The following is a 25,126-nucleotide window of genomic DNA, read 5'->3' on the forward strand; positions in this document are numbered from 1 at the left end:
TTTTTTTGATTTTTTGTTATTCTGCAACTTTACAAATACACAAAAAGACAACTTTACGATTCCACAATTTTACAATTCATTAAAACATCAATAAATTTAGGTTATGTCATCAGCAGACCATTTTTTACAACTTATCCAGAAGTCCAAACGGGGAAAATTCAAAATATACATCGGCATGAGTGCCGGAGTAGGAAAAACATTCCGCATGCTTCAGGAAGCGCATACCCTTTTGAGAAACGGTATCGATGTAAAAGCGGGCTTTATTGAAACCCACGGCAGAGAGGAAACAGATGCTCTTGTTGTAGGAATCCCAACTATTGAAAGAAGGTCGATTTTCTATAAAGGGAAATATCTGGAAGAAATGGATCTTCAGGCTATTATTAACGATCATCCGGAAGTAGTTTTGGTAGATGAATTAGCCCATACTAATGTAGAAGGTTCCAAAAACAAAAAACGCTGGCAGGATGTACTGGAAATTCTGGAAAACGGAATCAACGTAATCAGTGCAATGAATATTCAGCACATAGAAAGTCTGAATGAAGATGTAAAAAATATTACCGGAATAGAAGTATCCGAGCGTGTTCCTGATAAAGTTTTGGCACTGGCGGATGAAGTTGTAAACATAGACCTTACGGCTGATGAACTGCTAACCCGGCTAAAGGAAGGTAAAATCTATAAAAAAGAAAAAATAGAAACTGCACTTGCCAATTTCTTTCAGAGCAATCATATTCTTCAGCTCAGAGAACTGGCTTTGAAAGAAGTCGCTACCCACGTAGAAAAAAAAGTAGAAGCCGAAATAAAAACAGAAAACTTTAAACCTGTTAAATTTCTAGCCTGTATCAGCAGTAATGAAAAAGTAGCAAAAACCATTATCCGAAAAACAGCCCGTCTGGCAAGTTACTACAGTAGTCCGTGGACTGTCCTTTATATACAGAAACCTTCAGAAAGTCCTGAAAAAATAGCCCTGGATAAGCAACGTTACCTGATTAATAATTTTAACTTAGCGCAGGAATTAGGAGCCAAAGTTGTACGCATGAAGGAAAGCAGTGTTCACCAGGGGATTCTGGAATACGTTAATCAGCATAATATTACCACAGTATGTATAGGGAAACCCCGTCATAAACTATGGCAACGCATATCCGGCTACAGCTGGATTTATACGTTAATGAACCGACTGAACGAAAAACATATTGATATTATCATTTTATCTTAAGCACTATGAAACTTAAAACAAAACTCACTTTAGGAGTCGGGCTTCTGTTTTTACTGATTGTTTTACTTTCGGTGATTGGTGCATTGTATATCAATAAACTAAAATCCGACACTGAAAAAATTCTTACAGCCAATTATAACAGTCTGGAATATGCTAAAAACATGATGCTGGCACTGGATAAGATAGATACAGATAGTGCACAGGCTGTAAAAAACTTCAGAATAAACAATGCTTTTCAGGATAAGAATCTTTCGGAACCCGGAGAAAAAGAAGCTACTCACAGTCTGAATATCCATTTTAAAAAGTATTTAGAAGAAAAGACTATTGCAGGCGAAAAGCAAATCCGAAGTGATCTGGCAAAAATCATGTCGCTGAATATGAAAGCCATTGAAAGAAAAAGTGATACGGCTATTGTTACAGCTGGTAATGCTACCTTTTGGATTGTTAGTTTAGGAACAGTATGTTTCATGATTGCCTTTACACTTCTTTTTAATCTCCCCCAGACCATTGCCGAACCTATTCGCCAACTTACATCCAGTATCCGTCAGATTGCCGGTAGAAATTATCATGAAAGAGTTCACTTCAAAGGCAGTGAAGAATTTAATGATCTTGCAGATTCATTCAATATTATGGCTGAAAAGCTTGAGGAATATGAAAGCAGCAATTTGTCCAAACAATTAATGGATAAAAAGCGTATTGAAACACTTGTTAACAATATGCACGATGCTGTTATTGGTCTGGATGAAAATCATTTCATCTACATGATCAATGATCAGGCATTAAGAATAACCAATCTGAAGAAAGAAGAATTGATGGGAAAAACAGCTCATGAGGTTGCTATAAATAATGATTTGCTTCGTGAACTCCTTAAAAATATAGACAATCCTTCGGAAGAGCCTATAAAAATTGTAGCTGATAACAAAGAGAGTTATTTTGAACAGGATGTAATTCCTATCAGCGCCATTAAAACCGGTGAAAAAGAAAAGAAAAACATTGGTAAAGTAATTCTCCTTCGCAACATTACCCCTTTCAAAGAATTAGACTTCGCCAAGACCAATTTCATCGCAACTATTTCTCATGAACTGAAAACACCAATTGCGGCTATTAAAATGGGCGTACAGCTATTGGGGAACCAAAAGTTCGGTAATCTTAATGAGCAACAGCAGGAATTATTAAAAAGTATAGATGAGGACGGGCAACGTTTGTTAACCATAACCAGTGAGTTACTTAACCTTTCTCAGGTAGAAAGCGGCAATATCCGTCTGAATGTTGAATCTTGTAATCCTGAAGAATTAGTTTATACAGCCGTTAAAAATGTTGAAATGCTGGCGGAGCAAAAAAATATTTCTGTTGTCACAGAGGTAAAGACAGATAAAGAAGACCGCGTAGTTGCGGACTTTGATAAAACGGTATGGGTTATTAATAATTTCCTGAGCAATGCCATCAAGCATTCATTCCCCGAAGAAAGCATCCGCATTCTCATAGAAAAGAAAGGTGCATTTGTACGGTTCGGGATTTCTGATAGCGGAAAAGGAATTGACGAAAAATACCACCGCCAAATATTTGACCGTTATTTTCAGGTACCCGGAGAGCATCAAAGCGGAACAGGTTTGGGACTGGCAATATCCAAGAATTTTATTGAAAAGCAACATGGCGAAATCGGTGTATTTAGTTCCCTGAATCAGGGCAGTACTTTTTATTTTACACTACCCCTTTCTGATACATAAATAAAAAAATACAAGATTAAAAGGCCTGTTACTAAAATCATAAAAACGTAACAGGTTTTTTTGTACATTTATTTATCATTTTCAGCATTATGGATATATTTGATAAACTTCCTGTACAGAATGAATTATTACTTATTATTATTTCCGTTATTATTGGACTTATTATTGGTGCTGAACGGGAGTATAGGAATAAATCAGCTGGTTTGCGTACCTTTATTCTGGTATGCTTCGGATCCTGTTTATTTACTATACTTTCTATAAAAATAGGCGTTGAAAATCCGGATCGGTTAGCTGCCAATATTATTACTGGTATTGGATTTCTGGGCGCCGGGGTTATCTTCAAAGATGACAATAAAATTGGAGGAATTACCACTGCCACTACAATCTGGGCCACAGCATCACTAGGGATGTGTGTAGGCTCTGGCTATGTTTATCTGGCATTATTAGGCTTTGCGCTGGTAATGGCTATTCTTAGTTTGTTAACCTATCTTCAGGATTATATCGACAATCATCACAAAATCCGGGAATACAAAATCACGACCTCATCACAAGATGACTTTATCTACTGCGAAAACATTTTTAAAAAGCACCATCTTAATTTCACTATTATCAAACAACAATACGGACAGGGTATATTGGCCACAACATGGAGACTTTCTGGTAAAAACAGACATCATCAGGCCCTCATCCATCAGTTGATGGATGATGAAAAAATCACTTCGTACCAATTCTAAAACATATTTCAATGAAGAAAACTACACCAAAAGCAGATATCTGGCTGGGAGAACCGGAAGAACATGATTTTCCTGCAGCACAGGATTATTTAGAACTTCTTTTTGTACCTGATGAAGCACAGAAAATTGTTGCAAAACTAAAAAAGGCTCCTACTATAAAGAAAAAATCGAAAGATATACTAAGGGCAAGTAAGCTAGCGTTGCTCCCTGAAACCAATATTCATGTAAAAGAAAACCTGAAGAAAGTAGAAAAGAATAAAAAGCTCTCTCCTATCTTGTTGGTAAGAGGCCAAAATGAATTAATTATAGCTGATGGATACCATCGTTTATGCAGCAGCTATTATCTAACAGAAGATCTGGATGTTCCCTGCAGACTGGTATAAAAAACTCCCTGAATAATTTCAGGGAGTTCTCTTTTGTTATCTATAAACCTTATTTCTTTTTAAGAATATAAAGATCTTTATTAGGTCCGGTAATTTCTTTTCCGTCCATATCCAAATGGATTAGTTGATTTTCACCAACAAAATACTGTCTCTTACCATCTTTACTGATTAAGGATACTTTGCTACCGCTTTTATCCCATTCAAATTTTCCTTTATCCTCTGCTTTTGTTTTTCTTTCCAGATATTCTTCTGAGATTGTATAGGTATTATCATCTTTTAGCGTAATGGTTGTTTTAATACCCGGACAATCTGCACATGGTAATGTTCCTTCATAAGTTCCTGCCCAGTCTAAAGAATTCTGTGCATTGTGTCCATCATCGGTAATTGGAGCTACAGATGCAATAGAGTCTGTTTTAATCTCAGTTGATGTAACTTCGGCACCACTTTCCGGTTTTAGCTCCTTCTTTTGTGAGCATGACATTAATAAAGCTCCTGCTGTAACAGCAAATAGTAATACATTTTTTTTCATCTTTTAGTTAATTTTAGGTGTGAAATTTATCGCCTACAATCCAAATTTCAAGCCATTTTCACCTACTTGCAGAAATTAATATAAAGTCCGTCTATCCTAAATATTCTTCGTAAATTGGGGCAAATTTTAGTTTATGAAGAAAAACATCCTATTAGCACTAGCTTTACTCCCCGCAGTAACGGCTTTTGCTCAACAGGCGGGAGGAATGTGGATTCCTACAGAGTTAAATGAGAAGGAAATGAAGGAATTGGGCATGAAAATTTCTGCGAAAGATATTTTCAATACTCAAAAACCTAGTATTAAAGATGCTGTAGTGCAATTCAACGGAGGCTGTACTGCTGAAATAATCTCTCCAAAAGGTTTGTTATTGACAAATCACCACTGTGGCTTCGGACAGATTCAGGCTCATTCTACTGTACAAAATGACCTTCTAAGTAATGGTTTCTGGGCAAAAAATATGGGAGAAGAACTTCCAAACCCTGGTGTGGTTGTAGATTTCATCACCGATATTAAAGAGGTGACTAATCAAATTCTTCCGGGAACAGAAAATCTGGCTGCTAAGGATGTAAAAGCTGCAATTGAAAAAAATATAGAGGCTGCAAAAGCAAGCTTTAAATTAGAACCTTCACAGAAGGTTGTTATAAAATCCATGTATGATGGTAACAAATATTATGCGTTTATCATTGAGACTTTCAAAGATATCCGTTTAGTAGGAGCACCACCTCAATCTATTGGTAAATTTGGTTCTGATACAGACAACTGGGTATGGCCAAGACATACAGGAGATTTTTCTATGTTCCGTATCTATGCAGACAAAAACAATAAACCTGCAGAATATTCTAAAGATAACATTCCATACACACCGAAATATTCACTTCCGGTATCTGTAAAAGACCTTAAAGAAGGTGATTTCACATTCGTTTTCGGATTCCCGGGAAAAACAACTGAATACCTTCCTTCAATTGCTGTAGAAAAGATCATCAACGATACAGATCCGGCTAAAATTACAGTACGTGATATTGCGCTGAAGACTCTTGATGAAAAAATGCGTATTGATAATGCAACCCGCATTAAATATGCATCTAAATATGCATCCGTTGCTAACTACTGGAAAAAATGGATGGGTGAAGTGGAAGGTTTGAAAAAATCTAATGCAGTAGCTAAAAAGCAGGCTTATGAACAAACTTTAGCACAGAAAAACCAGGAGGTTAAAGCAACTGTTGATAAATTTAGCCAATTGTATAACGAGCAAGCTCCTTATGCATTAAACAATGCTTACTATACTGAGGTTACAAGGAATGCAGAGACATTGCGTCTTGCCAACTATTTCATTACATATTTTCAGGATGTTGAATCCGGAAAGGCAACTCCGGAATCTACTAAGAAACTAAAGAACACTTTAACTTCTTTCTACAAGGATTATGAAGGAGAATTGGATGCTAAAGTAACAGCAAAATTATTGGCGTTATATGCACAGAAAACTCCGGCTGAATTTTTACCTTCAGGATTTGCTCAGTTCAGTGATGTAACCAAAAACCTTACAGTAGTTGAGGACTGGTCTAAAAACTCTATAATCAGTGGACGTAAAGCTTTAAATGGCACTTATACAAATCAGAATATTGACAAAATATTTGCTGACGCTGGTTTTGCAACTGCTATTAAGAATGATCCTTTCTACAAACTAGCTTTATCTATGAAGGATGCCTACTCTCAGAAAGTAGAGCCTAAATATGCTTCCTTACAAACTGAAATAGATGCGCTTCAGAAAAAGTATATGAAGCAACAGCTGGAAACTGATAAGGATAAGAAATTCTTCCCGGATGCTAATTCTACACTTCGTGTAACTTATGGTGTAGTAAAAGGTTCTAATCCAAGAGATGCTGTAACCTATGGATACAAAACTCATCTTGCAGGTGTAATGGAAAAATATGTACCTGGAGATTATGAATTTGATGTTCCTAAAAGGCTTATTGATTTATACAACAAGAAAGATTACGGAATGTATAAAGATCAGACAGGTGATGTTCCTGTAAACTTTACAGCAACTAATCACACTACAGGTGGTAACTCCGGAAGTCCTGCATTAGATGCTAACGGAAACCTTGTGGGTCTTAACTTCGACAGACAATGGGAAGGAACAATGAGTGACATTAACTTCGACCCTAGATTCAGCAGAAACATTATGGTGGATACAAAATATATTCTGTTCATTATTGATAAATTCGCTGATGCTAAATGGTTAATTAACGAAATGAAAATTGTAAAATAATCTTCGTTGTAACTAAAATAAGAAATGCCGGAATTCTCCGGCATTTTCTATTTGTAATTAACCTAATATTACTGAAGTGTAAACTTCACTTTTGTTTTAATATCTGAAGAAGAAGCTCCAACTAATGCTTCAAATTCTCCGGGTTCAGCTACCCACTGATGTGTAGCTGCATCAAAGAAACTTAATGCTGATTTATCAATCGTAAAACTTACTTCTTTTTGCTCACCCGGTTTTAAATTTATTTTTTCAAACCCCTTCAGCTCTTTTACAGGACGTGGCACAGATGATTTAAGATCACTTATATAAAGCTGTGCTACCTCGGCACCTTCTCTTTTTCCAGTATTTTTAATACTTACTGTAAATGTAATTTTTCCGTCTTGCGCCATCTGAGTTTTATCTGCACTAACTTTTCCATATTCAAAAGTTGTATAGCTAAGACCATGACCAAAACTGAACAATGGTTTTATATTTTTAGTATCATGCCAACGATAGCCTACAAAAATCCCTTCGTTGTATGTGATATTAATTGGATTTTTCTGATCTTTTCCTTTTCCGGCAGCCAGTTCTTCTTTGTTTCCCGGATACTCACCCATCTGATGAGCTGCGTTATCTTCCAGCTTTACAGGGAAAGTAAACGGTAATTTTCCTGAAGGATTGGCATCGCCTGCTAATACAGCAGCCAAAGCATTTCCTGCTTCAGAACCCAAGTACCATCCCTGAACAATTGCAGGCACTTCTTTTACCCACGGCATTGCTACAGCATTACCGGAAACCAGTACTACAGCAAGATTTTTATTGGCTTTTGCCAATGCAGAGATAAGCTGGTCCTGATTATATGGTAATCCCAATCCTTTTCTGTCATGTCCCTCACTATCCTGATAATCACTTTTATTAAGCCCGCCAACAAAGATTACAACATCTGATTTCTTAGCCAGAGCTACCGCCTCATTCAGCAACTCTGAAGTCGGACGGTCATCTTTCAGATTCTGACCAGACTTCACACCATTATATTCTCCACCGACATCTCCTACATAGCCACGTGCAAACTGCACATCGGCTTTTTTACCAAACCTTGATTTGATACCTTCTAAAGGAAGTGTTTCATATTTTACTTTTAGTGACGAAGAACCTCCGCCAACAGTCATCATCTTAATTGCATTCTCTCCGATTACTGCAATCTTTCGGACTTTATCCGTATTTATTGGCAAAACATTGTTATTGTTCTGAAGCAATACAATTCCTTCTTCTCCAATCTCTTTGGCAACAGCCATATGATCTTCCGAAGCTATATTACCAAGAGGTTTATTAGGATTCATTGTTGTATTATAGCCCAAACGCAGAATCCTTCTTACTTTATCATCCAGCTCTGTTGTGCCTACCTTTCCGGATTTTATAAGATCCAGATAAGGTTTTGCCAGATAATAGTTGTCATATGCATTTCTGGTACCAGCCGACAATCCGTTTGTCCAGCTGCCGAATTCCATATCCAATCCGTTATGAATAGCTTGTTCAGTATTGTTTACTGCGCCCCAGTCGGATACTACTACACCTTTATAGCCCCACTCGCCTTTCAGAATTTTGTTCAGCAGATATTCATTCTGGCTCGCATACTGATTCTTATATTTATCATAAGCTCCCATAATTGTCCAGGAATCTCCTTCCTGAACTGCAGCTTTAAATGGCGGTAAATATATTTCGTATAAAGTACGATCGTCCACAATAACATTGCTGGTATGGCGGAATTCCTCTTGATTATTAAGTGCAAAATGCTTTACACTGGTTGCTACACCATTAGACTGTACTCCTTTGATATACGGAACAACCATCTTGGAAGTGAGATACGGATCCTCTCCCATATATTCAAAATTACGTCCGTTAAGCGGTGTTCTGTAAATATTGACACCAGGACCCAATAAAATATCTTTTTTACGATAGCGGGCTTCTTCACCCAAAGCTTTACCATAATTCCATGACATTTTTTTGTTCCATGTAGCTGATAATGCTGTAAGAGCCGGATACGCTACAATAGAGTCGTTACTCCAGCCTGCCTGATCCCATTCATCCCACAAAACTTCCGGACGTACGCCGTGCGGACCATCTGTAGTCCAGAATTCCGGTATTCCCAGACGTGGAACCCCGGGAGAACTAAATTTGGACTGCGCATGAAGCATGGCTACTTTCTCTTCCAGAGTCATTCTGGAAAGTGCATCTTCAATGCGCTGCTCTACTGGTTTTGATGCATCCAGATAGGCAGGAACCTGTTTATTCTGTGCCTGTAATCCGGGAGCCAGCAAAGATATCAATGAGGCTAAGATAATTCTCTTCAGCATAGCTATCGTTTTTACTTTATAATTATTAATAATGTAAATGTAATAAATTTTTAAATTGTCTCAAAATGAGATAATAAAAATATGGTACAAAAATAAAATAACCAGGGGGATTCGTCTTAAAATTACTATTTCCCTCTGGTTATTTTATGTTATTCTACAGTTATTTATTATTCCTGCATAATTTTATTTACTTCTTCAAATTCACTTTCAATAACCTCATCTGGCTTGTAAGTTAATGTAGAAACTACCAGATTGGTTAATAAGGACAATATGAAACCTGGAATCATTTCATACCAGTCTTTAAACGGATGTTGGATATATACCCAGGCCAATACTGTAATTCCTCCAACCAGCATACCGGCAAGACCTCCCTGCCAAGTTGTTTTTTTCCAGAGAAGAGATAACAGAATTAAAGGTCCAAATGCGGAACCAAAGCCTGCCCATGCATTCCCTACAAGATTAAGAATACTATCTTTAGGATTAAGGGACAAAAGTACAGCTACCACAGCCACTAACAGAACTGAAAGCCTGCTGGTAAGCAAGAGTTGTTTTGGCGTTGCATTTTTATTCAGGAAAGCTTTATAAATATCTTCAGTTAATGAACTGGATGTTACTAACAATTGAGAGGAAATAGTACTCATAACTGCTGCAAGAATTGCTGTTAATAGAAATCCTGCAATAAGCGGATGGAACAGAATACGGGAGAAATAAATAAAAATAGTTTCCGCCTCTGTTTTAGAACCATCAAACTTCATCATCGTTTCAAGATCAAACTTTTGAAGGTAAGCAATCCCGATTAAACCAATCGCTAATGCTCCGGCAACAGTAAAAATCATCCATGTAATTCCTATTCTCCTAGCTTTAACAAGGTCTTTTGGCTTATCTATAGCCATAAAACGCACCAGAATATGTGGCTGCCCGCAATATCCAAGCCCCCATGCTAAAAGAGAAACAATGCTGATAGTGGTTGTCCCTCTAAACAAATCCAAATATTTAGGATCCTTGGCTTTGATAAGGGAAAAAGTCTCCCCAATACTTCCGATTTGTGAAATTGCTACAATAGGCACGATAACTAAGGCTAATACCATAATAGTCCCCTGTACAAAGTCGGTAAGACTTACTGCAAGGAAACCTCCCAAAAATGTATATAAGACAACTACCAAACTGGTCAGTAATAATCCCACCGTATAGTCAATTCCAAAGGCTGATTCAAATAGCTTACCTCCGGAAACCATACCTGCAGAAGTATACAATGTGAAAAATACCAGAATAAAAATGGAAGAAGTAACCTTCAGAAGGTGATTTTTATTTTTAAATCTGTTTTCAAAAAATACAGGTAATGTAATTGCATTCTGAGCAACTTCGGTATAAATTCTCAGCCGCGGTGCTACAATAATATAATTAAGAAATGCTCCGGTAGTAAGCCCTATTGCAATCCAGGAACTGGAAATTCCCGATAAATACATAGCGCCTGGCACACCCATCAGTAGCCAGCCACTCATGTCGGCTGCTCCGGCCGAAAGCGCTGTTACGGCCGCTCCCATTTTCCTTCCGCCTATTAAAAATTCCTCGGAATTGCTTGTTGATTTTTTATAAGAATATACGCCGATACCTATCATTAACAACAGATACAGCCCCACAGAAATCGCTTCGTATATTTGCATATCGTTTTTTATGGTCCCGAATATAGCCATTTTCAAAAAAATACGGGGTCTAATTTTAAGAAAAAATTAAGGTTTTAAAGCAGCAAAACCTATGTTTAAACTATTTCAACTTCATATAGCCTCCATTTCAAAAGTAAAGCGTACATGATAACTTGTAGTAAACCGGACAGATATAAAAAACCTCATAGCCTGTAATAGTCTGTGAGGTTTTTAAATACTGAAAGTCGTGTTTAATTTTCAATAAAAAAATCCGGGAAGTTTCCCGGATTTTTATTTTTAATAACCAAAGATTTCTTCTAAGCTTACTTCCCGGAATGTTCCCAGTTTATTTATTGCATTCATATCCAGATTTTCTTTCTTACCAATAATAGCTGTATTATAGTTAACAGGCTTAACTTCTGTATTATAGAAATTGGATAACTGAGGTAAAGTAAGTTCTTTTACTTCATTATAAATATCTTTACGAACATCATAATCAATCCCCAGCTTCTTCATTCTAAGGTAGTTGAAATAGATATTACGCTTGGTAATTCTGTTAGACGCAATTTGTTTTAGTGCAGATCCTTTAGCATTATCAAACTGTACCTGAATTTGTGGAAGTTCTGCCATCAACTCATTCATTGCGGAAACTGCCTGTAGCAACTTATTAGATTGTGTTCCGATATAAGTTGTTACATAATCGTGCTTCTTCAGTTCATCTGGATAAACATAATTTACGTAAGCAGAATATGCCAGTGAACGCGATTCACGGATTTCCTGAAAAACAATAGATGACAAACCTCTACCAAAGTATTCATTGAATACATTGATTTTCCCAAAATTAGCGGGCTTAATTTCTTCACCACGTCCAATTTTGCTCATCTCCATTTGTACCATATCGTAGTTTGTAAAATACACCTGTCCACCGGTTGGCAATTCAGGATATACTTTAGCCACAGGATATTTCAGACTTGCTTTTTGTACATATCCGCTTACTTCCTTCTCAAAAGCACCAAGGTCTTTACCATAGAAGAACAATTCATACGGGTATTTTGCAAGAGATTTTATTTTATTCGTGATTTCATCCGCTTTTATAGCTGTAAGACGCTCTTTGGAAATAACATCCCTGAATCTCGAATCTTTTCCAAACTTAGCGTAGTTACTCAACGCAGCCATAATACGGGCTTTGTCTTTTTTCGCTATTTCGCGGCCTTCCAGTATAGTTTTGACTGTCTTGTTATAAATCTCCTGATCTGGCTTCACATTCTGAATCCAGTGATTTACCAAAGCAAGACCTTTTCCTATATTCTTCTCAGGTCCCGAAAGTGAAACATTGATTCTGTCTGCGCCAATCTGAAGATTGTAAGAGATACCTATCTTGTAGAATTCAGCCTTTAATTGCTCCGGAGTATATTTATCTGTTCCCAGGTATTCCAATACACTTAGTGCTAATCCCAACTCCTTATCATTGTCAGTACCAAAGTTGAAGATATAGTTCATCTGTGCTATATCATTTGTTTTATTCTGAATATAACTCAGTTTTACACCTTTAACTGCGGTTTCTTTTATTTCTTTTTTGAAGTCCACAAATAAAGGAGTAATATCTGAAACTTTTTCGGAAATGATTTCTTTAAGGAAAGGTGACTGTGCATCTTTATTTAGCTGAATTGGTGTAATACCTGGATTCTCTACTCTGACAAGTTTATCATTTACACCTTTTTCTTTGTAGACAACGACATAGTTATCTTTAAAGAAATCGTTGGCAAATTTTACAATATCTTCCTTTGTAATCTTAGAATATTCGTTGATCTCATTAAGCTCCTGGTCCCAGCTTCTACCTTTGATATAAGTATCATAAAGATTGGTTGCAAGTCCGTCAGCTGTTTCCAGCTGTCTCATTCTGGAGAGCTTCATGTCTTCTATAATTGCCGGAATCATCCAATCCGGAAATTCTCCTTTTTTAACAAGATCTATCTGTTGCAGTAATAATTGCTTTGCATCCTGCATGCTTTGCCCTTCTTTAGGGACAATAACCATAGTAAAGTATCCATAGGTTTTCAGCGGAGAGTTATAAGCAACTGCACGCAGTGCTTTCTGCTGCTGATTGACATTGGTATCCAAAAGTCCTGCTTCCCCACTATTGCTAAGAATCTGTGCTGTTATTTCTGCCAGATGGGATTCATTAGATCCATAGCTATCTGTTCTCCATGCCATTTGCAATCTTGGTGTGGTAGGACTTTTCACTGTTTTCTCAACAATTTTAGTCATGGGTTCTTCCGAAACCATTTTCTTCATTGGCAGCTCTTTATACTGGAAAGTTCCGAAGTATTTATCTGCGAGTGCAATCGTTTTATCAAAATCCAAATCTCCTACCAATACTACAGCCATATTGTTAGGAACATAATAAGTATCAAAATATTTATTGATCGCTACCATGGAAGGGTTCTTCAGGTGTTCCGCTGTTCCTATAGTTGTTTGCTGACCGTTTGGATGTTTTGGAAACAAAGCATCCATCAATTCGTAGTTTACAAGTCTTCCGTCATTATCCTGTGCACGGTTATATTCTTCGTAAACAGCTTCCAGTTCAGTATGGAATAATCTAAGCACTAATTCAGAGAAACGTTCTTTTTCTATTTTAAACCACTTCTCCAGCTCGTTATTTGGAATGTTATTTTTATAAACAGTTTCATCCAACCAGGTATGCGCATTGGTACCGGTAGCACCAATAGAAGATGTTGCTTTATCGTACTCGTTCGCAATTGCATATTTGGAGGCTTCCTGAGAAACAGCATCTATTTTTTTATAGATCTCTCTTTTTTTAGCAGGATCTTTTTCTGCTTTGTGTGCTTCATAAAGATCTGATATCTGCTGAATCAAAGCTTTTTCTTTAGTCCAGTCTTTAGTTCCTAGTTTTGACGTTCCCTTAAACACCATATGCTCTAAATAATGGGCTAAACCAGTATTGTCTGCAGGGTCATTATTGGAACCTGTACGTACAGGAATATAGGTTTGAATTCTCGGTGCATCTGTATTCTTAGCCAGAAATACCTTCAGACCGTTCTTCAGGGTATATACTCTTACATGATCCGGATCATTATTTACCGTTTCATAAGTATAACCTTTATTATCTTTTAATGTCTGTATTTTAAAATCTTGTGCGTTCATCATATTCATCAACAAAACTAAGGAAAGTGTAGATACTATTTTTCTCATATTATATATTTTTATAAAAGAGCGTATATTTAGAATAAAAGAGGAGTAAAAAACTCCTCTCTATTTGTTAATATCATTTTCTTTTAGAATTTTGCATGTGGATTCAGCATGTTTTCAGGTGCCAGAATCTCATCCAGTTTTTCTTTGCTTAATAATTCATGCTCTAATACCAGATCATATACACTCTTACCAGTATCAAGGGCTTCTTTAGCAATCTTAGTACTATTTTTATATCCAATATATGGATTAAGTGCTGTAACAATACCAATACTGTTTTTCACCATATTCAGGCAAACTTCTTTGTTGGCTGTAATACCATCTATACATTTTTCACGAAGAGTATCCATCGCGTTTTTCAGAAAACGGATAGACTCCATGATTGATTGCGTAAGAACGGGTTCCATAACATTAAGCTGTAACTGACCAGCCTCTGCTGCAAAAGTTACAGTAAGATCATTCCCAATAACTTTAAAACAAACCTGATTTACCACTTCCGGGATTACCGGATTTACTTTTCCAGGCATAATAGAGGATCCGGGCTGCATTTTTGGTAAATTAATTTCATAAAAACCAGCTCTCGGTCCTGAAGCCAATAATCTTAAGTCATTACAAATTTTGGAAAGCTTCACAGCCATTCTTTTCATTGCAGAAGAATAAATAACATAAGCTCCGGTATCAGGTGTTGCCTCTACAAGGTCTGAAGCCAACACTACATCTGCTCCTGAAATCTTAGCCAGATTCTCTGTACATTTCAAAGCATAATCCGGATGCGCATTAAGCCCTGTACCAATTGCTGTTGCTCCCATATTGGTTTCAAGGAACAGATCTGCATTCGTATTCAAACGGGCTATTTCCTCCTGAAGAGTATTGGCGAAAGCATTAAACTCCTGCCCCATTGTCATAGGCACTGCATCCTGCAGCTGGGTACGCCCCATTTTAATGACATCTTTCAGATCATCCGCTTTTTTTCTGAATGATTGAATCAGTAATTCCAGACGCTCTACAAGTGTTTTATTCAGGTTGTATAATGCTATACGAATTGCAGTAGGATAAGCATCGTTAGTAGACTGAGAAAGGTTTACATGATCGTTTGGAGAACAGAACTGGTATTCACCTTTCTGGTGTCCCATAAGTTCCAAAGCTCTGTTCGCAATTACTTCATTAGCGTTCATATTCATTGAAGTTCCTGCTCCGCCCTGGATCATATCCGTTGGAAACTCTTCATGCATTTTCCCTGCGATAATCTCATCACAAGCTGTTGTTATATTTTTATTGATGATCTCATCTAAAAGTCCTAATTCAAAATTAGTCTGAGCAGCTGCCTTTTTGACGAAAGCAAAAGCTTTAATAAACTCCGGATGATCCGATAAGTGATCATTGGAAATTTTAAAATTATCTATCGCTCTCTGCGTCTGTACTCCATAGTATGCATTTACCGGAACCTTTAGTTCACCTATCAGATCACTTTCAATTCTGTAATCATTCATTATTCAAAAATTTTAAACTCTAAAGTTAAACCAAATATATTGGATTAGAAAAAAATCATTTATAATAAATCAATTACGAAAAAAAATTCCTGCTCCTTATGTTCAGGGGCAGGAATTAAGAAAAATATTAATCAAATATTTCTTTTAAGAAATATTTTTCAATCCATTATTTTGACGGATACTTTTGCAATAATGCCAATAAAGTAGCATAAGTTCCCATATCCAGAACTCCGTCTCCTAATTGCGGCCAGAAATGATACTGGAATGACTGAACAACTAGTTTAGTCTGATTATCCCATTGCCCGGATAAATCAACTTGGTATCCTAATGACTGAAGCTGGCTCTGTACTTTATAAATGAATGGTGGTGTATTTTTATCGGATTCAAAAGTTCCTGTCTCTAACTGATTAAGGAACCCTGCACGTATACCTTCATCATACCACATTCCAATCTGGTATTCGTCATATAGTTTTTTCCACGGGAATTTTGGCCCTGGATCCTGCTTTCTGCCGGGGGCTATATCTGAGTGTGCCAAAACATTCGTTGGCGGAATATTATAGCGTTGTACGATATCTTTAGCTAATGCAGCTACTTTTCTGATCTGATAATCCGGGAAATCTGCAAAAATCCTCTGACCTGAAGCATTTGTTGTAAATCCGCTATTCACAATTTCAATCCCAATGGAAGTATCATTTAGGTTAGAGTCTTTTCTCCAGTTGCTTACCCCTGCATGATAGGATCTTTTATTTTCGTCTACAATCTGGTAGATTTCCTGATCGTTGATATCACTTACCAAATAATGGGCACTTACACCTCTTTGTGTTAATGCCGTAATGGATCGATCATTATCCAACGCTGTATAGTGAAGAATAAGATAGCGCTGTCTGAAATTTTGTCCTATAGCCGGAAAATAGTTTTTTGTAATCTGGTAACCCATTGGTTTAGCAGTTACAATACTACCATAACTTGCTGTATTATCGTTTTTAGTAATGTCAGCAATATTTGTTGTATAAAACTCTACTCCATGGTCTTTCTGTATAGCCGGTTTTACCGGGGTCTGCACAGACGGCGTTTGTGGTTTTGCAGTAACATTACTGGTATTATTTTTATTTACTGGTAAGTTTTTTTTCTGAGGTGTAACATTTTTAGAAGAACCGCAGGAAAAAAGCACTGCACTTAATCCGATGAAATATAATGTATTACGCATCAATAGGTGTTTTAAAGGTTTTTATTTTGTCAAAAATACAAAAAATAAATGCAAAAAAGTTTTGGTAAATTCAAAAATCCGTTCTATATTTGCACTCGCAAACGCAGAACAAAAGATCATTAAAAAATAAGGAGGGTTGCCGGAGTGGTTAACGGAGCAGTTTGCTAAACTGTCGACTCGCAAGGGTCGCAAGGGTTCGAATCCCTTACCCTCCGCAGTATAAAAAATATTCGGGATGTAGCGTAGTCCGGTCATCGCGCCTGGTTTGGGACCAGGAGGTCGCAGGTTCGAATCCTGCCATCCCGACTTAAAAAAAGCTTTTTGGTTCAAAAAGCTTTTTTTTACCAAAATGGGTGCGTAGCTCAGCTGGATAGAGCATCTGCCTTCTAAGCAGACGGTCACAGGTTCGAATCCTGTCGCGCTCACAAAAGCCTTATCTAATAAGGCTTTTATTTTTTTATATTTTTTTCTGCATTTGTAAAAATCTTTACAGATTTTAAAAATACTCGGGATGTAGCGTAGTCCGGTCATCGCGCCTGGTTTGGGACCAGGAGGTCGCAGGTTCGAATCCTGCCATCCCGACTTAAAAAGCTTTTTAGTTTAAAAAGCTTTTTTTATACATGAAGGGTGCGTAGCTCAGCTGGATAGAGCATCTGCCTTCTAAGCAGACGGTCACAGGTTCGAATCCTGTCGCGCTCACTTTAAAAAGCCTTTACAGAAATGTAGAGGCTTTTTTCTTTATATTTAGCTATGTGTTTCTGCTATATGTTACACTCCTCTACTCTCAATCAATTTTATATTGGTCATTGCTTAGAAGAACTTAATGAGAGATTGAGAAAACACCTTTCTAATCATAAAGGTTTTACTTCCCGTGCTAAGGATTGGATTATTGTATATTCTGAAACTTTCAACGATAAGAGCTCTGCATATAAAAGAGAACGCGAAATAAAAGCATGGAAAAGTAAAAAGAAAATTGAACAACTTATAAAAAGCTCGACTGGATAGAGCATTCCGATTTCAATCGGAACGGTCACAGGTTCGAATCCTGTCGCGCTCACTTTAAAAAGCCTTTACAGAAATGTAGAGGCTTTTTTGTTTATATTTAGCTATTTGTTTCTGCTATATATTACACTCCTATACTCTCGATCAATTTTATATTGGTCATTGCTTAGAAGAACTTAATGAGAGATTGAGAAAACACCTTTCTAATTATAAAGGTTTTACTTCTCGTGCTAAAGATTGGATTATTGTATATTCTGAAACTTTTGATGATAAAAGCTCTGCATACAAAAGAAAACGCGAAATAAAGGCATGGAAAAGTAAAAAGAAAATTGAACAACTTATAAAAATCTCGACTGGATAGAGCACTCCGATTTCAATCGGAACGGTCACAGGTTCGAATCCTGTCGCGCTCGCTTCATAATCATCAGAACTTTTTAATTCTACTTGCTATCCTCCTTTCATACTCCAACAACAGATGCTTATTTTATCGCAGGAATTATATATTTCAATAAGACCGCTTTAGAATCATTTTTTATTTCCCAGTTATTGTAATTTCCTGCTGTTATCACAACTAATAAATTTAACGGCTTACAAAAAAATATCCTTTGCCCACCATTTCCTTTAGCTTCCTGAATTTCTATTTCTTTATCTTTTATTGTTTCCTTGAATGTCCAAAATTGGAAACCATATCCTGCATTTTTATCTTTTGTAGAAGGTCTTGTTATGGCTGAACTCAGAGATTGCTCTGTCCAATCGGTATTTAAAATGTCTTTATCTTTCCATTTTCCGTCATTCATATACAACATCCCGAATTTAAGTAGATCTCTTGAACGTAATCGAACTCCTGATGCTGCGGCAGGCATATTTTTGACCAACGGAAGCCATTCATATTTATTGATACCTAGAGGGGTAAATAATTCTTGTTCAGCAAATTTATCTATGGGTAAACCACTGACTGATTTTATTATTTCTGCCAATAATTGTGTATTACCGCCATTGTAATTCCATGTAGCACCGGGCTCTGAAACCATTGGTCTACTCAAAATAAAATCAATTGGATCAGAACTCATATCCATTCTAAGTTCTGTGTTTCTTGGATCTCTATAAGAAATATCTTCATTCCACTTAAGACCACTTGTCATAGTCAGTAAATGACGAATGGTGATTTTTTTCTTTTGCTCATCGAAATCATTCTGATATTGCTTAAAATAGGGGAAAATAGAGTCATCAATATTTTTAATAAGTCCTTTTTTTACAGCAATTCCTATACAGGCAGATGTAACACTTTTTGACATACTCCGACAGTCATGCAAATCCTCAATACCGTGTTCTACATAGCCTAGTTTCTTTCCCACAATTTCATCATCTCCCGCAAAATAGTTTTCATAAACCAGCTTATTATCTTTAAGTATGAGTAGGCTGTGTATATTCGGAATAGTATCTGACAATATGAGTTTTGTAAGATTTATTATTTGAACGGTATCCATTCCAGTATTATATAGGTAATCTACTTTAATACTATCGGATAGTTGAATAGGTTTTGTGTATGAATAATCAGTAGAGCGTTTATAGGACTTTTGGCAACTTAACAAAGACAAAAGCAATAAAAGGTAAATGATATTTTTTTTCATTTTCAATTTTTGATATGGTTGTAGCTAATTCTCAAATATTTGAAAGTTTAACATTACTTTAGAAAATCATCAGAATACAAAAATAATATAATATAAAAACTGTAGTTCTCTACTTATTTTTCACTTCACATCATTTACACTCCTTACTCAAAGTAAAAATATTCAATTCAGGATCTTCTTTGAGCGTTTCTATCGATTTTACAAAATCGAATTTTAACAGAAGATTGGTTGAACTCTGATTCTTATAGTGTGTAACAGCAAGTATTTTTTCGAGTTTCAAAGTGTGAAATACGTAGTCAATCACAACTTGAACAGCTTCTGTCATTATACCTTGTCCTTGAAATTTTGTCATTAATTCATATCCTATTTCACAGCTATCATTTTCGGTTGAAAAGTCAAATAAACATATTGTACCAACAAGTGTATTAGTTTCTGTTAAAGTAATTGCCCAATAAAAAGAATTGCCTTCTTTAATATTATTATTAACCTTATTAATGAAACTTATTGCCTCTTCATTTGTTTCACATATTTGCCTGCCAAGAAACTCGTTAATTTCCGGGTCGGAACGCAAAGCAAAAATATCTTGATGATCATCAATTGATAATTGCTTGAGCGTTAATCTTTCAGTTTTCAAAATTGGGAAAACTGCTGAATTCATATCTATCTTGCTCATAATTACTTATATGAAACTAATATACAAAAAGCTATAAGCCGTACAATATGCTGTACAAAATACGAGCAAAATATATCGTTAGAACATCATTAAGACCAAGGCCTGTCCGGAGAATAGCTTATCTTTGTTATTAACCGAAATTTTATCAATTATGAAGCTAGAATTATATCAAATAGATTCTTTTACAGAAGATATTTTCCATGGAAATCCTGCATGTGTTGTTCCGTTAAAAAATTGGTTACCTGATGAGATACTCTTAAAAATAGCCCGTGAAAATGCTGTAGCAGAAACGGCCTTTTTTATCGACAATGGCGATACTATTCATCTAAGATGGTTTACACCTGAAATAGAAATGGATTTGTGTGGGCATGCTACTCTTGCTACAGCTCATTGTTTAGCTTCCATCTTAAACTATCAGAACGACAGAATCATTTTTCAAACCAAAAGTGGTGAATTAACAGTGGATGTAAAAGATGGATTTTATTATATGGACTTCCCGTCAAGGATGCCTGAATCCTCTACTCTTCCGGATATTATAACCAGATCTCTCAATATACAACCTAAGGAAGTCTTCAAATCACGAGACTATGTACTGGTATATGAATCTGAGGAAGACATAAAAAAAATTGAAATTGAAAGATCTATTTTCGACCTTATCAATCTGGATCCGGGCGGTGTTGTTGTGACAGCAGCAGGTACCGACAGTGATTTTGTTTCAAGATATTTTACGCCACAGTCTTCGATTCTTGAAGATCCTGTAACCGGCTCTTCACACTGTTCACTCATTCCGTTCTGGTCATCGAGATTAGGAAAGGATAAACTTTTCGCCCGCCAGCTATCAGAAAGAGGCGGCCAGCTTTATTGTGAAAACAAAAATGAAAGAGTGATCGTAGCGGGTAAAGGCAGAACCTATTCTATGGGACATTTGTGGATAGAGTAACCTAAGCTCTATTATTAACAACTCAATCCCAAGAACAACAAGGAAAGTTTATAGCTTACTTTTAATTAGGTTCAAAAGAATTATATTAAAGTCTTACATAGTCAGGTAAGGCTTTTTTATTTTCACAGAGGTTTATCCTTAACATTGTCACTTTTCACTAACAATGAATTGGCTAAATGATTAAATTGCAAAACAAACCAATTCACTTATTATGAAAACATTACAAATTATTTTAGTACTATTTTCTATAATATTTTCCGGCTACTCATCTGCTCAGAAGTTGAATAATGAAATTAAAAACAAAATTGAAAAAGTAGAAAACTCTCTAAGTCCATCTGTTATTTCAGGCAGTAATAAAGTACCTGATTTTAACATTATTGAGAGAATGAAGCAACTCAACGTTAAGGGAGTAAGTATTGCGGTTATCAATAACTATAAAATAGAATGGGTGAAAGCATACGGATATGCAGATGAAGAAGAGAACAGAAAAACCAACGTCAATACTTTATTTCAGGCAGCTTCAATAAGTAAAACCATCAACAGCCTGGCTTTTATGAAACTGGTACAGCTTGGCAAAATAGATCTTGATCAGGATATCAACCATTACCTAAAAAGCTGGCGTTTTCCCTATGACAGCATTTCCAAAAATAAAATAATTACTCCCAGAAATCTGTTGAGCCATTCCGGAGGTCTAGATGTTTCAGGATTCGGAGGTTATGAAAGAACAGCAGCTATACCCAATATTATACAAATCTTAAACGGAACTCCACCTGCCAATTCCAAACCTGTACGTTCTGTAAAAGAACCAGGAATTGCATTCGACTATTCAGGAGGAGGCACTATGATTTCCCAACTAATCCTTACAGATGTAGCTAAGAAAAGCTATACAGATTTTATAAAAAGAGAGATTTTTATTCCGTTACAAATGACCCATAGTACATATTCAGTAAAAAATGACACCTTGAATATTGCTTCAGGATATTATACAGATGGGAAGAAGGTAAAAGGAAAATATCATTTGTATCCGGAATATGCCGCCGCCGGACTTTGGACTACACCTGAAGATCTGGCTAAATATATAATTGAATGTCAGCTGACATTACAGGGGAAATCTCAAAAAATACTATCACAGAAATACATGAAAGAACGTTTTACACCAGTTGTAAACTATGATGAGAGCAAGGCCGCTTTGGGTGTTTTCCTTCGGTATAAAAACGGAGCTTACTACTTTAATCATAACGGTGGCAACGAAGGCTTTACCTGTGCGTCGTATGGGAGCCTGGACAAGGGTTACGGCGTTGTGGTTATGACCAACAGCAATAACCAGGAACTAATGCTTGAAATTTGCAATAGTGTTGCCCGTATTTATAACTGGGATCGCTTTTTTGTCCCTCAATTTAAATAGCACAAAGTTTTTATTTTTACTCTAGTTCAATTGGATTATACGGCTTACTATATCTTGGATCCACTTTTACTTCAGTTCCGTCTGCATTATAGGCTCCACCATTTATATAAAAACCGGGATTGCTATGGTAATTTTTCTGAACTTTTCGAAATTGATCGCGGCTCACTTTTATAATATGCTTCCCATTATTGAGGTAAATTTCTCTTGGATTTTTATCCATAGCAATTGCTGTAAAGTTAAAATGATCTTTGGAATCCGAAATGGCTAAAATAAGTCCCGGAAGGCCTTCAAAAACATAAGGTCCACTACTAATTGGAATATCCGTCGTATACCAAGCTGTATATTTTCTTCCTCTATATTCCGTTGTTGCTTTATTGCAAGTATAGCCCAAAATAGTTTTGCTTTCTTTTTCTAAATTCCATTTTAATTCAGGCTGAGTTCCTTCATATTGAAAAGTTTTACTCGCATGATCCTGAAAAATAATATTCTTAGTCTGAATATCTCTTATCAATACATTTTCCCAATTGGTTTTAAAGGCAAGCATAGCAGTCAATTCCTTTCCGGTAATTTCTTTTTCAACACTGTATTTCTTCGTCAGAGAATCACTTTTTACACTATTAAAATCAAAAAATTTAGATTTAATTTTTCCTAACTCCAGAATACAGACAGCCTGCTTTTTAGAGTCGGGCTTTTCAGAGTTATTGGCAAAAGATAGCTGGTAATAAATATTCTGATAACTTGTATCCAAACTTTCCACACTATAAGGAAACGGCTTGAAAGAAGCATTATCTGCAAATTTAAATTCCTGTGCATAACAAAATAAAAAAGTAAAAAAAGAGATGAAAGAAAAAATATATTTCATTTTAACAAATTTCTAATACCTCATAAATATACAATTATGCGCGGTATTTAGTAATTTAATTTACTAAAATACATACTCATAATTTATAATACTCATTCAGTACTTGGCAGGAATACTTTTTTGTTACTTCACAGAATATCATGAGAAAAAGAAAAACCCCGAGGTTAATCGGGGTGTAATTATGCTGATTAAATTTTAATAATTAGAAAAACAAAATCCAACATATATTAATTTATATATCTTAAATATTGATATCTATTTTAGATGAATAAATACGGCCAGGATCTCCAAACAAGGCAATACTTTCAACCATAACACCAAGGCTATTCTTTACGTTTCCATTATATACCTCCTTTCCATTTAGGGTAACCACAATAGGCTTTGAAAAATCTACTTTATCAACATAGAGACTTATTTTTCCGGAAACTACTCCTTTAACATCCTTTGTAGTGATATCATAGTTATTACCGTCCTTTTTAATTTCAAAAGACTTGCGACCTCCTGTTTTATTAAGCCCATCTAATCTAACATAACCAAATCCTTTTCTATAACCACCATCTGTGTCATAATACATAAATGATAAGATATTAGGATAAGTATCTCTCTTTTTTTGCTGGATTAACCAAGGAGTCACATTATAATAATTAATCCCGTGGCCTTTGCCTGGTTGTATAGTAACGACATGGTTAAAGTAACCCGGGTTTGCAGAAGCAGCACTATCAAGTCTTTGCTTCCATAATTCCCCCATCTCATTACGACCAAATCCTGTATCAAATTCACCAACCTCGATTCTAATGGAAGTATTTCTTAAATTTTCTATGGGAGCAGCTTCTTTGGTTTCAGGTCCGGCCATAGGGCCAACTCCTGCAAAATAATCAGCATAAAAAGCACCCATTCTAAAGCTTCCATATCCTCCTTCGGAGATGCCTAAGATATACGTTCTATCCGGATCTATTTCATTTGAAAGTACTGCTAATTGCCAAGCTCTCAGCCAAGTTGTCTGCTGGGGTTTATAATACCATCTTCCAATTCTATCATCCGCCATTCTAGGCACAAAATAATAACTCGGATTATCCTGGTATGCTTTTCCCAAAGTTTGTGCTGCACTCCACTCTCCTGAATTTGTAGATGATTCCCATGGCCCTGATAGGTTACTATAACCACCACCTCCATGAAGATTAATAAAAAATGGATATCCAGAAGCAGGCTTACTACCTTTAGTAAAGGTTTTTATTTTCATACGTTGACCTTGAGGAATATCCCAGATAAATTCTGTCCCATTTGCATTAGTACTAGGCAGAGTACCTAATCTACTAATATTAGCGTCTTTCCAGAGTTTCCAGATTCTTTCTTTTTCAGATTTCAAACTATCTGTAGTAACTACCTTATCGTAATAAGATTGTTCAATTACTTCTAAATTTTCTGATTCTAAATTTCTTTTAAAGTAATCTACAACATATGTAGCATTAACATTCTGGAATTTTTGATTTACTGCCTGTAGCTCATTTCTATTTTTAGGTTGCAAATCATCATTATTACAACTACTAATAATACACAATAATGCTACAGAAAAAATGGTTTTTAGTTCTTTTTTCATTTTTATATTTTTGTGATTTGATTGACTCAAAATTAAAGAAAATAAAATAATTGAACACTTTATTTCAAATTAAAACATTGATAATCATATAAATTCCCTCACCTTCTTATATCATTCCCTCCGCTAGCGCAAGCCTATGGCTCCTATCAATATAGATGTCACGAGCCATAGGTTCGCACCAGCAGAAATTCTCGATTCTTATGTAAAAAATCCCCAACAAGCTATGCCGGGGAAATATTCAATTCGTAAATTTTATTTTAATTATTCGAATGAAAATTTTT

General features: G+C 36.0%; 19 protein-coding genes and 5 tRNA genes. 14 read left to right on the top strand and 10 right to left on the bottom strand.

The window, feature by feature from the left end:
* Positions 1-103 precede the first annotated feature (103 nt).
* From AYC65_RS11645 to AYC65_RS11660, 4 genes are all read left to right on the top strand, one after another.
* Positions 104-1,213 carry a histidine kinase gene (locus AYC65_RS11645; protein WP_034871139.1) on the top strand — a complete coding sequence of 370 codons (1,110 nt, stop codon included), beginning with the start codon at positions 104-106 and terminating at the stop codon, positions 1,211-1,213.
* 5 nt (positions 1,214-1,218) lie between these two features.
* A complete protein-coding gene (locus tag AYC65_RS11650; RefSeq protein WP_034871140.1) occupies positions 1,219-2,940 on the top strand; it encodes a HAMP domain-containing sensor histidine kinase in 1,722 nt (573 codons plus the stop codon).
* An 89-nt stretch (positions 2,941-3,029) separates the two neighbouring features.
* A complete protein-coding gene (locus tag AYC65_RS11655; RefSeq protein WP_034871141.1) occupies positions 3,030-3,674 on the top strand; it encodes an MgtC/SapB family protein in 645 nt (214 codons plus the stop codon).
* An 11-nt stretch (positions 3,675-3,685) separates the two neighbouring features.
* Positions 3,686-4,057 (top strand): hypothetical protein, encoded by a 372-nt coding sequence (locus AYC65_RS11660; RefSeq protein WP_034871142.1) that lies wholly within the window; start codon positions 3,686-3,688, stop codon positions 4,055-4,057.
* A 49-nt stretch (positions 4,058-4,106) separates the two neighbouring features.
* Here AYC65_RS11660 and AYC65_RS11665 read toward each other — a convergent pair whose 3' ends face one another.
* On the bottom strand, positions 4,107-4,586 hold the full coding sequence (locus AYC65_RS11665; RefSeq protein WP_034871143.1) for a copper resistance protein NlpE: 480 nt from the start codon (positions 4,584-4,586) through the stop codon (positions 4,107-4,109).
* Positions 4,587-4,719: 133 nt separating this feature from the next.
* On the opposite strand from AYC65_RS11665, the gene AYC65_RS11670 reads away from it, so the two are divergent.
* Entirely contained in the window at positions 4,720-6,855 is a 2,136-nt protein-coding gene (locus tag AYC65_RS11670; RefSeq protein WP_034871144.1) for a S46 family peptidase, read from the top strand.
* Between the two features lie 68 nt (positions 6,856-6,923).
* Here the strand turns inward: AYC65_RS11670 and AYC65_RS11675 are convergent, their stop codons facing one another.
* The 5 genes from AYC65_RS11675 to AYC65_RS11695 form a co-directional block, all read right to left on the bottom strand.
* Positions 6,924-9,185, bottom strand: a complete 2,262-nt coding sequence (locus tag AYC65_RS11675) for a glycoside hydrolase family 3 C-terminal domain-containing protein (RefSeq protein WP_034871145.1) — start codon at positions 9,183-9,185, stop codon at positions 6,924-6,926.
* 167 nt (positions 9,186-9,352) lie between these two features.
* Positions 9,353-10,849 carry a sodium/proline symporter PutP gene (gene putP / locus AYC65_RS11680; RefSeq protein WP_034871166.1) on the bottom strand — a complete coding sequence of 499 codons (1,497 nt, stop codon included), beginning with the start codon at positions 10,847-10,849 and terminating at the stop codon, positions 9,353-9,355.
* 276 nt (positions 10,850-11,125) lie between these two features.
* Positions 11,126-14,041: a M16 family metallopeptidase gene (locus AYC65_RS11685; protein WP_078674583.1), complete on the bottom strand. Its 2,916-nt coding sequence runs from the start codon at positions 14,039-14,041 to the stop codon at positions 11,126-11,128.
* Between the two features lie 83 nt (positions 14,042-14,124).
* Positions 14,125-15,528 carry an aspartate ammonia-lyase gene (aspA, locus tag AYC65_RS11690; protein WP_034871146.1) on the bottom strand — a complete coding sequence of 468 codons (1,404 nt, stop codon included), beginning with the start codon at positions 15,526-15,528 and terminating at the stop codon, positions 14,125-14,127.
* 166 nt (positions 15,529-15,694) lie between these two features.
* On the bottom strand, positions 15,695-16,735 hold the full coding sequence (locus AYC65_RS11695) for an N-acetylmuramoyl-L-alanine amidase (RefSeq protein ID WP_034871147.1): 1,041 nt from the start codon (positions 16,733-16,735) through the stop codon (positions 15,695-15,697).
* Between the two features lie 130 nt (positions 16,736-16,865).
* On the opposite strand from AYC65_RS11695, the gene AYC65_RS11700 reads away from it, so the two are divergent.
* The 7 genes from AYC65_RS11700 (at position 16,866) to AYC65_RS11730 (ending at position 18,098) form a co-directional block, all read left to right on the top strand.
* Positions 16,866-16,950 (top strand) — tRNA-Ser (locus AYC65_RS11700).
* Positions 16,951-16,966: 16 nt separating this feature from the next.
* Positions 16,967-17,041 (top strand) — tRNA-Pro (locus tag AYC65_RS11705).
* Between the two features lie 45 nt (positions 17,042-17,086).
* Positions 17,087-17,160: transfer RNA gene (locus AYC65_RS11710), tRNA-Arg, on the top strand.
* 82 nt (positions 17,161-17,242) lie between these two features.
* Positions 17,243-17,317 (top strand) — tRNA-Pro (locus tag AYC65_RS11715).
* 43 nt (positions 17,318-17,360) lie between these two features.
* Positions 17,361-17,434 (top strand) — tRNA-Arg (locus AYC65_RS11720).
* 51 nt (positions 17,435-17,485) lie between these two features.
* Positions 17,486-17,740 (top strand): GIY-YIG nuclease family protein, encoded by a 255-nt coding sequence (locus AYC65_RS11725; RefSeq protein ID WP_034866467.1) that lies wholly within the window; start codon positions 17,486-17,488, stop codon positions 17,738-17,740.
* A gap of 118 nt (positions 17,741-17,858) precedes the next feature.
* Complete coding sequence (locus AYC65_RS11730) at positions 17,859-18,098, top strand: GIY-YIG nuclease family protein (RefSeq protein WP_257788238.1); 240 nt, start codon at positions 17,859-17,861, stop codon at positions 18,096-18,098.
* Between the two features lie 118 nt (positions 18,099-18,216).
* On the opposite strand, the gene AYC65_RS11735 is transcribed toward AYC65_RS11730, so the two are convergent.
* Both AYC65_RS11735 and AYC65_RS11740 read right to left on the bottom strand, forming a co-directional pair.
* Complete coding sequence (locus tag AYC65_RS11735; RefSeq protein ID WP_034866463.1) at positions 18,217-19,368, bottom strand: serine hydrolase domain-containing protein; 1,152 nt, start codon at positions 19,366-19,368, stop codon at positions 18,217-18,219.
* A 130-nt stretch (positions 19,369-19,498) separates the two neighbouring features.
* Positions 19,499-20,041 (bottom strand): GNAT family N-acetyltransferase, encoded by a 543-nt coding sequence (locus tag AYC65_RS11740; protein WP_034866461.1) that lies wholly within the window; start codon positions 20,039-20,041, stop codon positions 19,499-19,501.
* 151 nt (positions 20,042-20,192) lie between these two features.
* Between AYC65_RS11740 and AYC65_RS11745 the strand changes: the two genes are divergently transcribed.
* Both AYC65_RS11745 and AYC65_RS11750 read left to right on the top strand, forming a co-directional pair.
* The gene (locus AYC65_RS11745; protein ID WP_034866460.1) at positions 20,193-20,981 is read left to right on the top strand and encodes a PhzF family phenazine biosynthesis protein; all 789 of its coding nucleotides are present in this window, start codon (positions 20,193-20,195) and stop codon (positions 20,979-20,981) included.
* A gap of 211 nt (positions 20,982-21,192) precedes the next feature.
* Positions 21,193-22,386 carry a serine hydrolase domain-containing protein gene (locus AYC65_RS11750; protein WP_052114591.1) on the top strand — a complete coding sequence of 398 codons (1,194 nt, stop codon included), beginning with the start codon at positions 21,193-21,195 and terminating at the stop codon, positions 22,384-22,386.
* 16 nt (positions 22,387-22,402) lie between these two features.
* Here AYC65_RS11750 and AYC65_RS11755 read toward each other — a convergent pair whose 3' ends face one another.
* Positions 22,403-23,248, bottom strand: a complete 846-nt coding sequence (locus AYC65_RS11755) for a GLPGLI family protein (RefSeq protein ID WP_034866458.1) — start codon at positions 23,246-23,248, stop codon at positions 22,403-22,405.
* A gap of 241 nt (positions 23,249-23,489) precedes the next feature.
* Entirely contained in the window at positions 23,490-24,845 is a 1,356-nt protein-coding gene (locus tag AYC65_RS11760) for a hypothetical protein (protein WP_034866455.1), read from the bottom strand.
* Positions 24,846-25,126 lie beyond the last annotated feature (281 nt).

The sequence above is a fragment of the Elizabethkingia bruuniana genome (assembly GCF_002024805.1).
GTDB classification, from domain to species: domain Bacteria; phylum Bacteroidota; class Bacteroidia; order Flavobacteriales; family Weeksellaceae; genus Elizabethkingia; species Elizabethkingia bruuniana.

Bases quoted from the DNA above. Each gene is read 5' to 3' on its own strand.
- AYC65_RS11645 (WP_034871139.1), top strand. From the start codon at position 104: ATGTCATCAGCAGACCATTTTTTACAACTTATCCAGAAGTCCAAACGG.
- AYC65_RS11650 (WP_034871140.1), top strand. From the start codon at position 1,219: ATGAAACTTAAAACAAAACTCACTTTAGGAGTCGGGCTTCTGTTTTTA.
- AYC65_RS11655 (WP_034871141.1), top strand. From the start codon at position 3,030: ATGGATATATTTGATAAACTTCCTGTACAGAATGAATTATTACTTATT.
- AYC65_RS11660 (WP_034871142.1), top strand. From the start codon at position 3,686: ATGAAGAAAACTACACCAAAAGCAGATATCTGGCTGGGAGAACCGGAA.
- AYC65_RS11665 (WP_034871143.1), bottom strand. From the start codon at position 4,586: ATGAAAAAAAATGTATTACTATTTGCTGTTACAGCAGGAGCTTTATTA.
- AYC65_RS11670 (WP_034871144.1), top strand. From the start codon at position 4,720: ATGAAGAAAAACATCCTATTAGCACTAGCTTTACTCCCCGCAGTAACG.
- AYC65_RS11675 (WP_034871145.1), bottom strand. From the start codon at position 9,185: ATGCTGAAGAGAATTATCTTAGCCTCATTGATATCTTTGCTGGCTCCC.
- putP (WP_034871166.1), bottom strand. From the start codon at position 10,849: ATGCAAATATACGAAGCGATTTCTGTGGGGCTGTATCTGTTGTTAATG.
- AYC65_RS11685 (WP_078674583.1), bottom strand. From the start codon at position 14,041: ATGAGAAAAATAGTATCTACACTTTCCTTAGTTTTGTTGATGAATATG.
- aspA (WP_034871146.1), bottom strand. From the start codon at position 15,528: ATGAATGATTACAGAATTGAAAGTGATCTGATAGGTGAACTAAAGGTT.
- AYC65_RS11695 (WP_034871147.1), bottom strand. From the start codon at position 16,735: ATGCGTAATACATTATATTTCATCGGATTAAGTGCAGTGCTTTTTTCC.
- AYC65_RS11725 (WP_034866467.1), top strand. From the start codon at position 17,486: ATGTGTTTCTGCTATATGTTACACTCCTCTACTCTCAATCAATTTTAT.
- AYC65_RS11735 (WP_034866463.1), bottom strand. From the start codon at position 19,368: ATGAAAAAAAATATCATTTACCTTTTATTGCTTTTGTCTTTGTTAAGT.
- AYC65_RS11740 (WP_034866461.1), bottom strand. From the start codon at position 20,041: ATGAGCAAGATAGATATGAATTCAGCAGTTTTCCCAATTTTGAAAACT.
- AYC65_RS11745 (WP_034866460.1), top strand. From the start codon at position 20,193: ATGAAGCTAGAATTATATCAAATAGATTCTTTTACAGAAGATATTTTC.
- AYC65_RS11750 (WP_052114591.1), top strand. From the start codon at position 21,193: ATGAAAACATTACAAATTATTTTAGTACTATTTTCTATAATATTTTCC.
- AYC65_RS11755 (WP_034866458.1), bottom strand. From the start codon at position 23,248: ATGAAATATATTTTTTCTTTCATCTCTTTTTTTACTTTTTTATTTTGT.
- AYC65_RS11760 (WP_034866455.1), bottom strand. From the start codon at position 24,845: ATGAAAAAAGAACTAAAAACCATTTTTTCTGTAGCATTATTGTGTATT.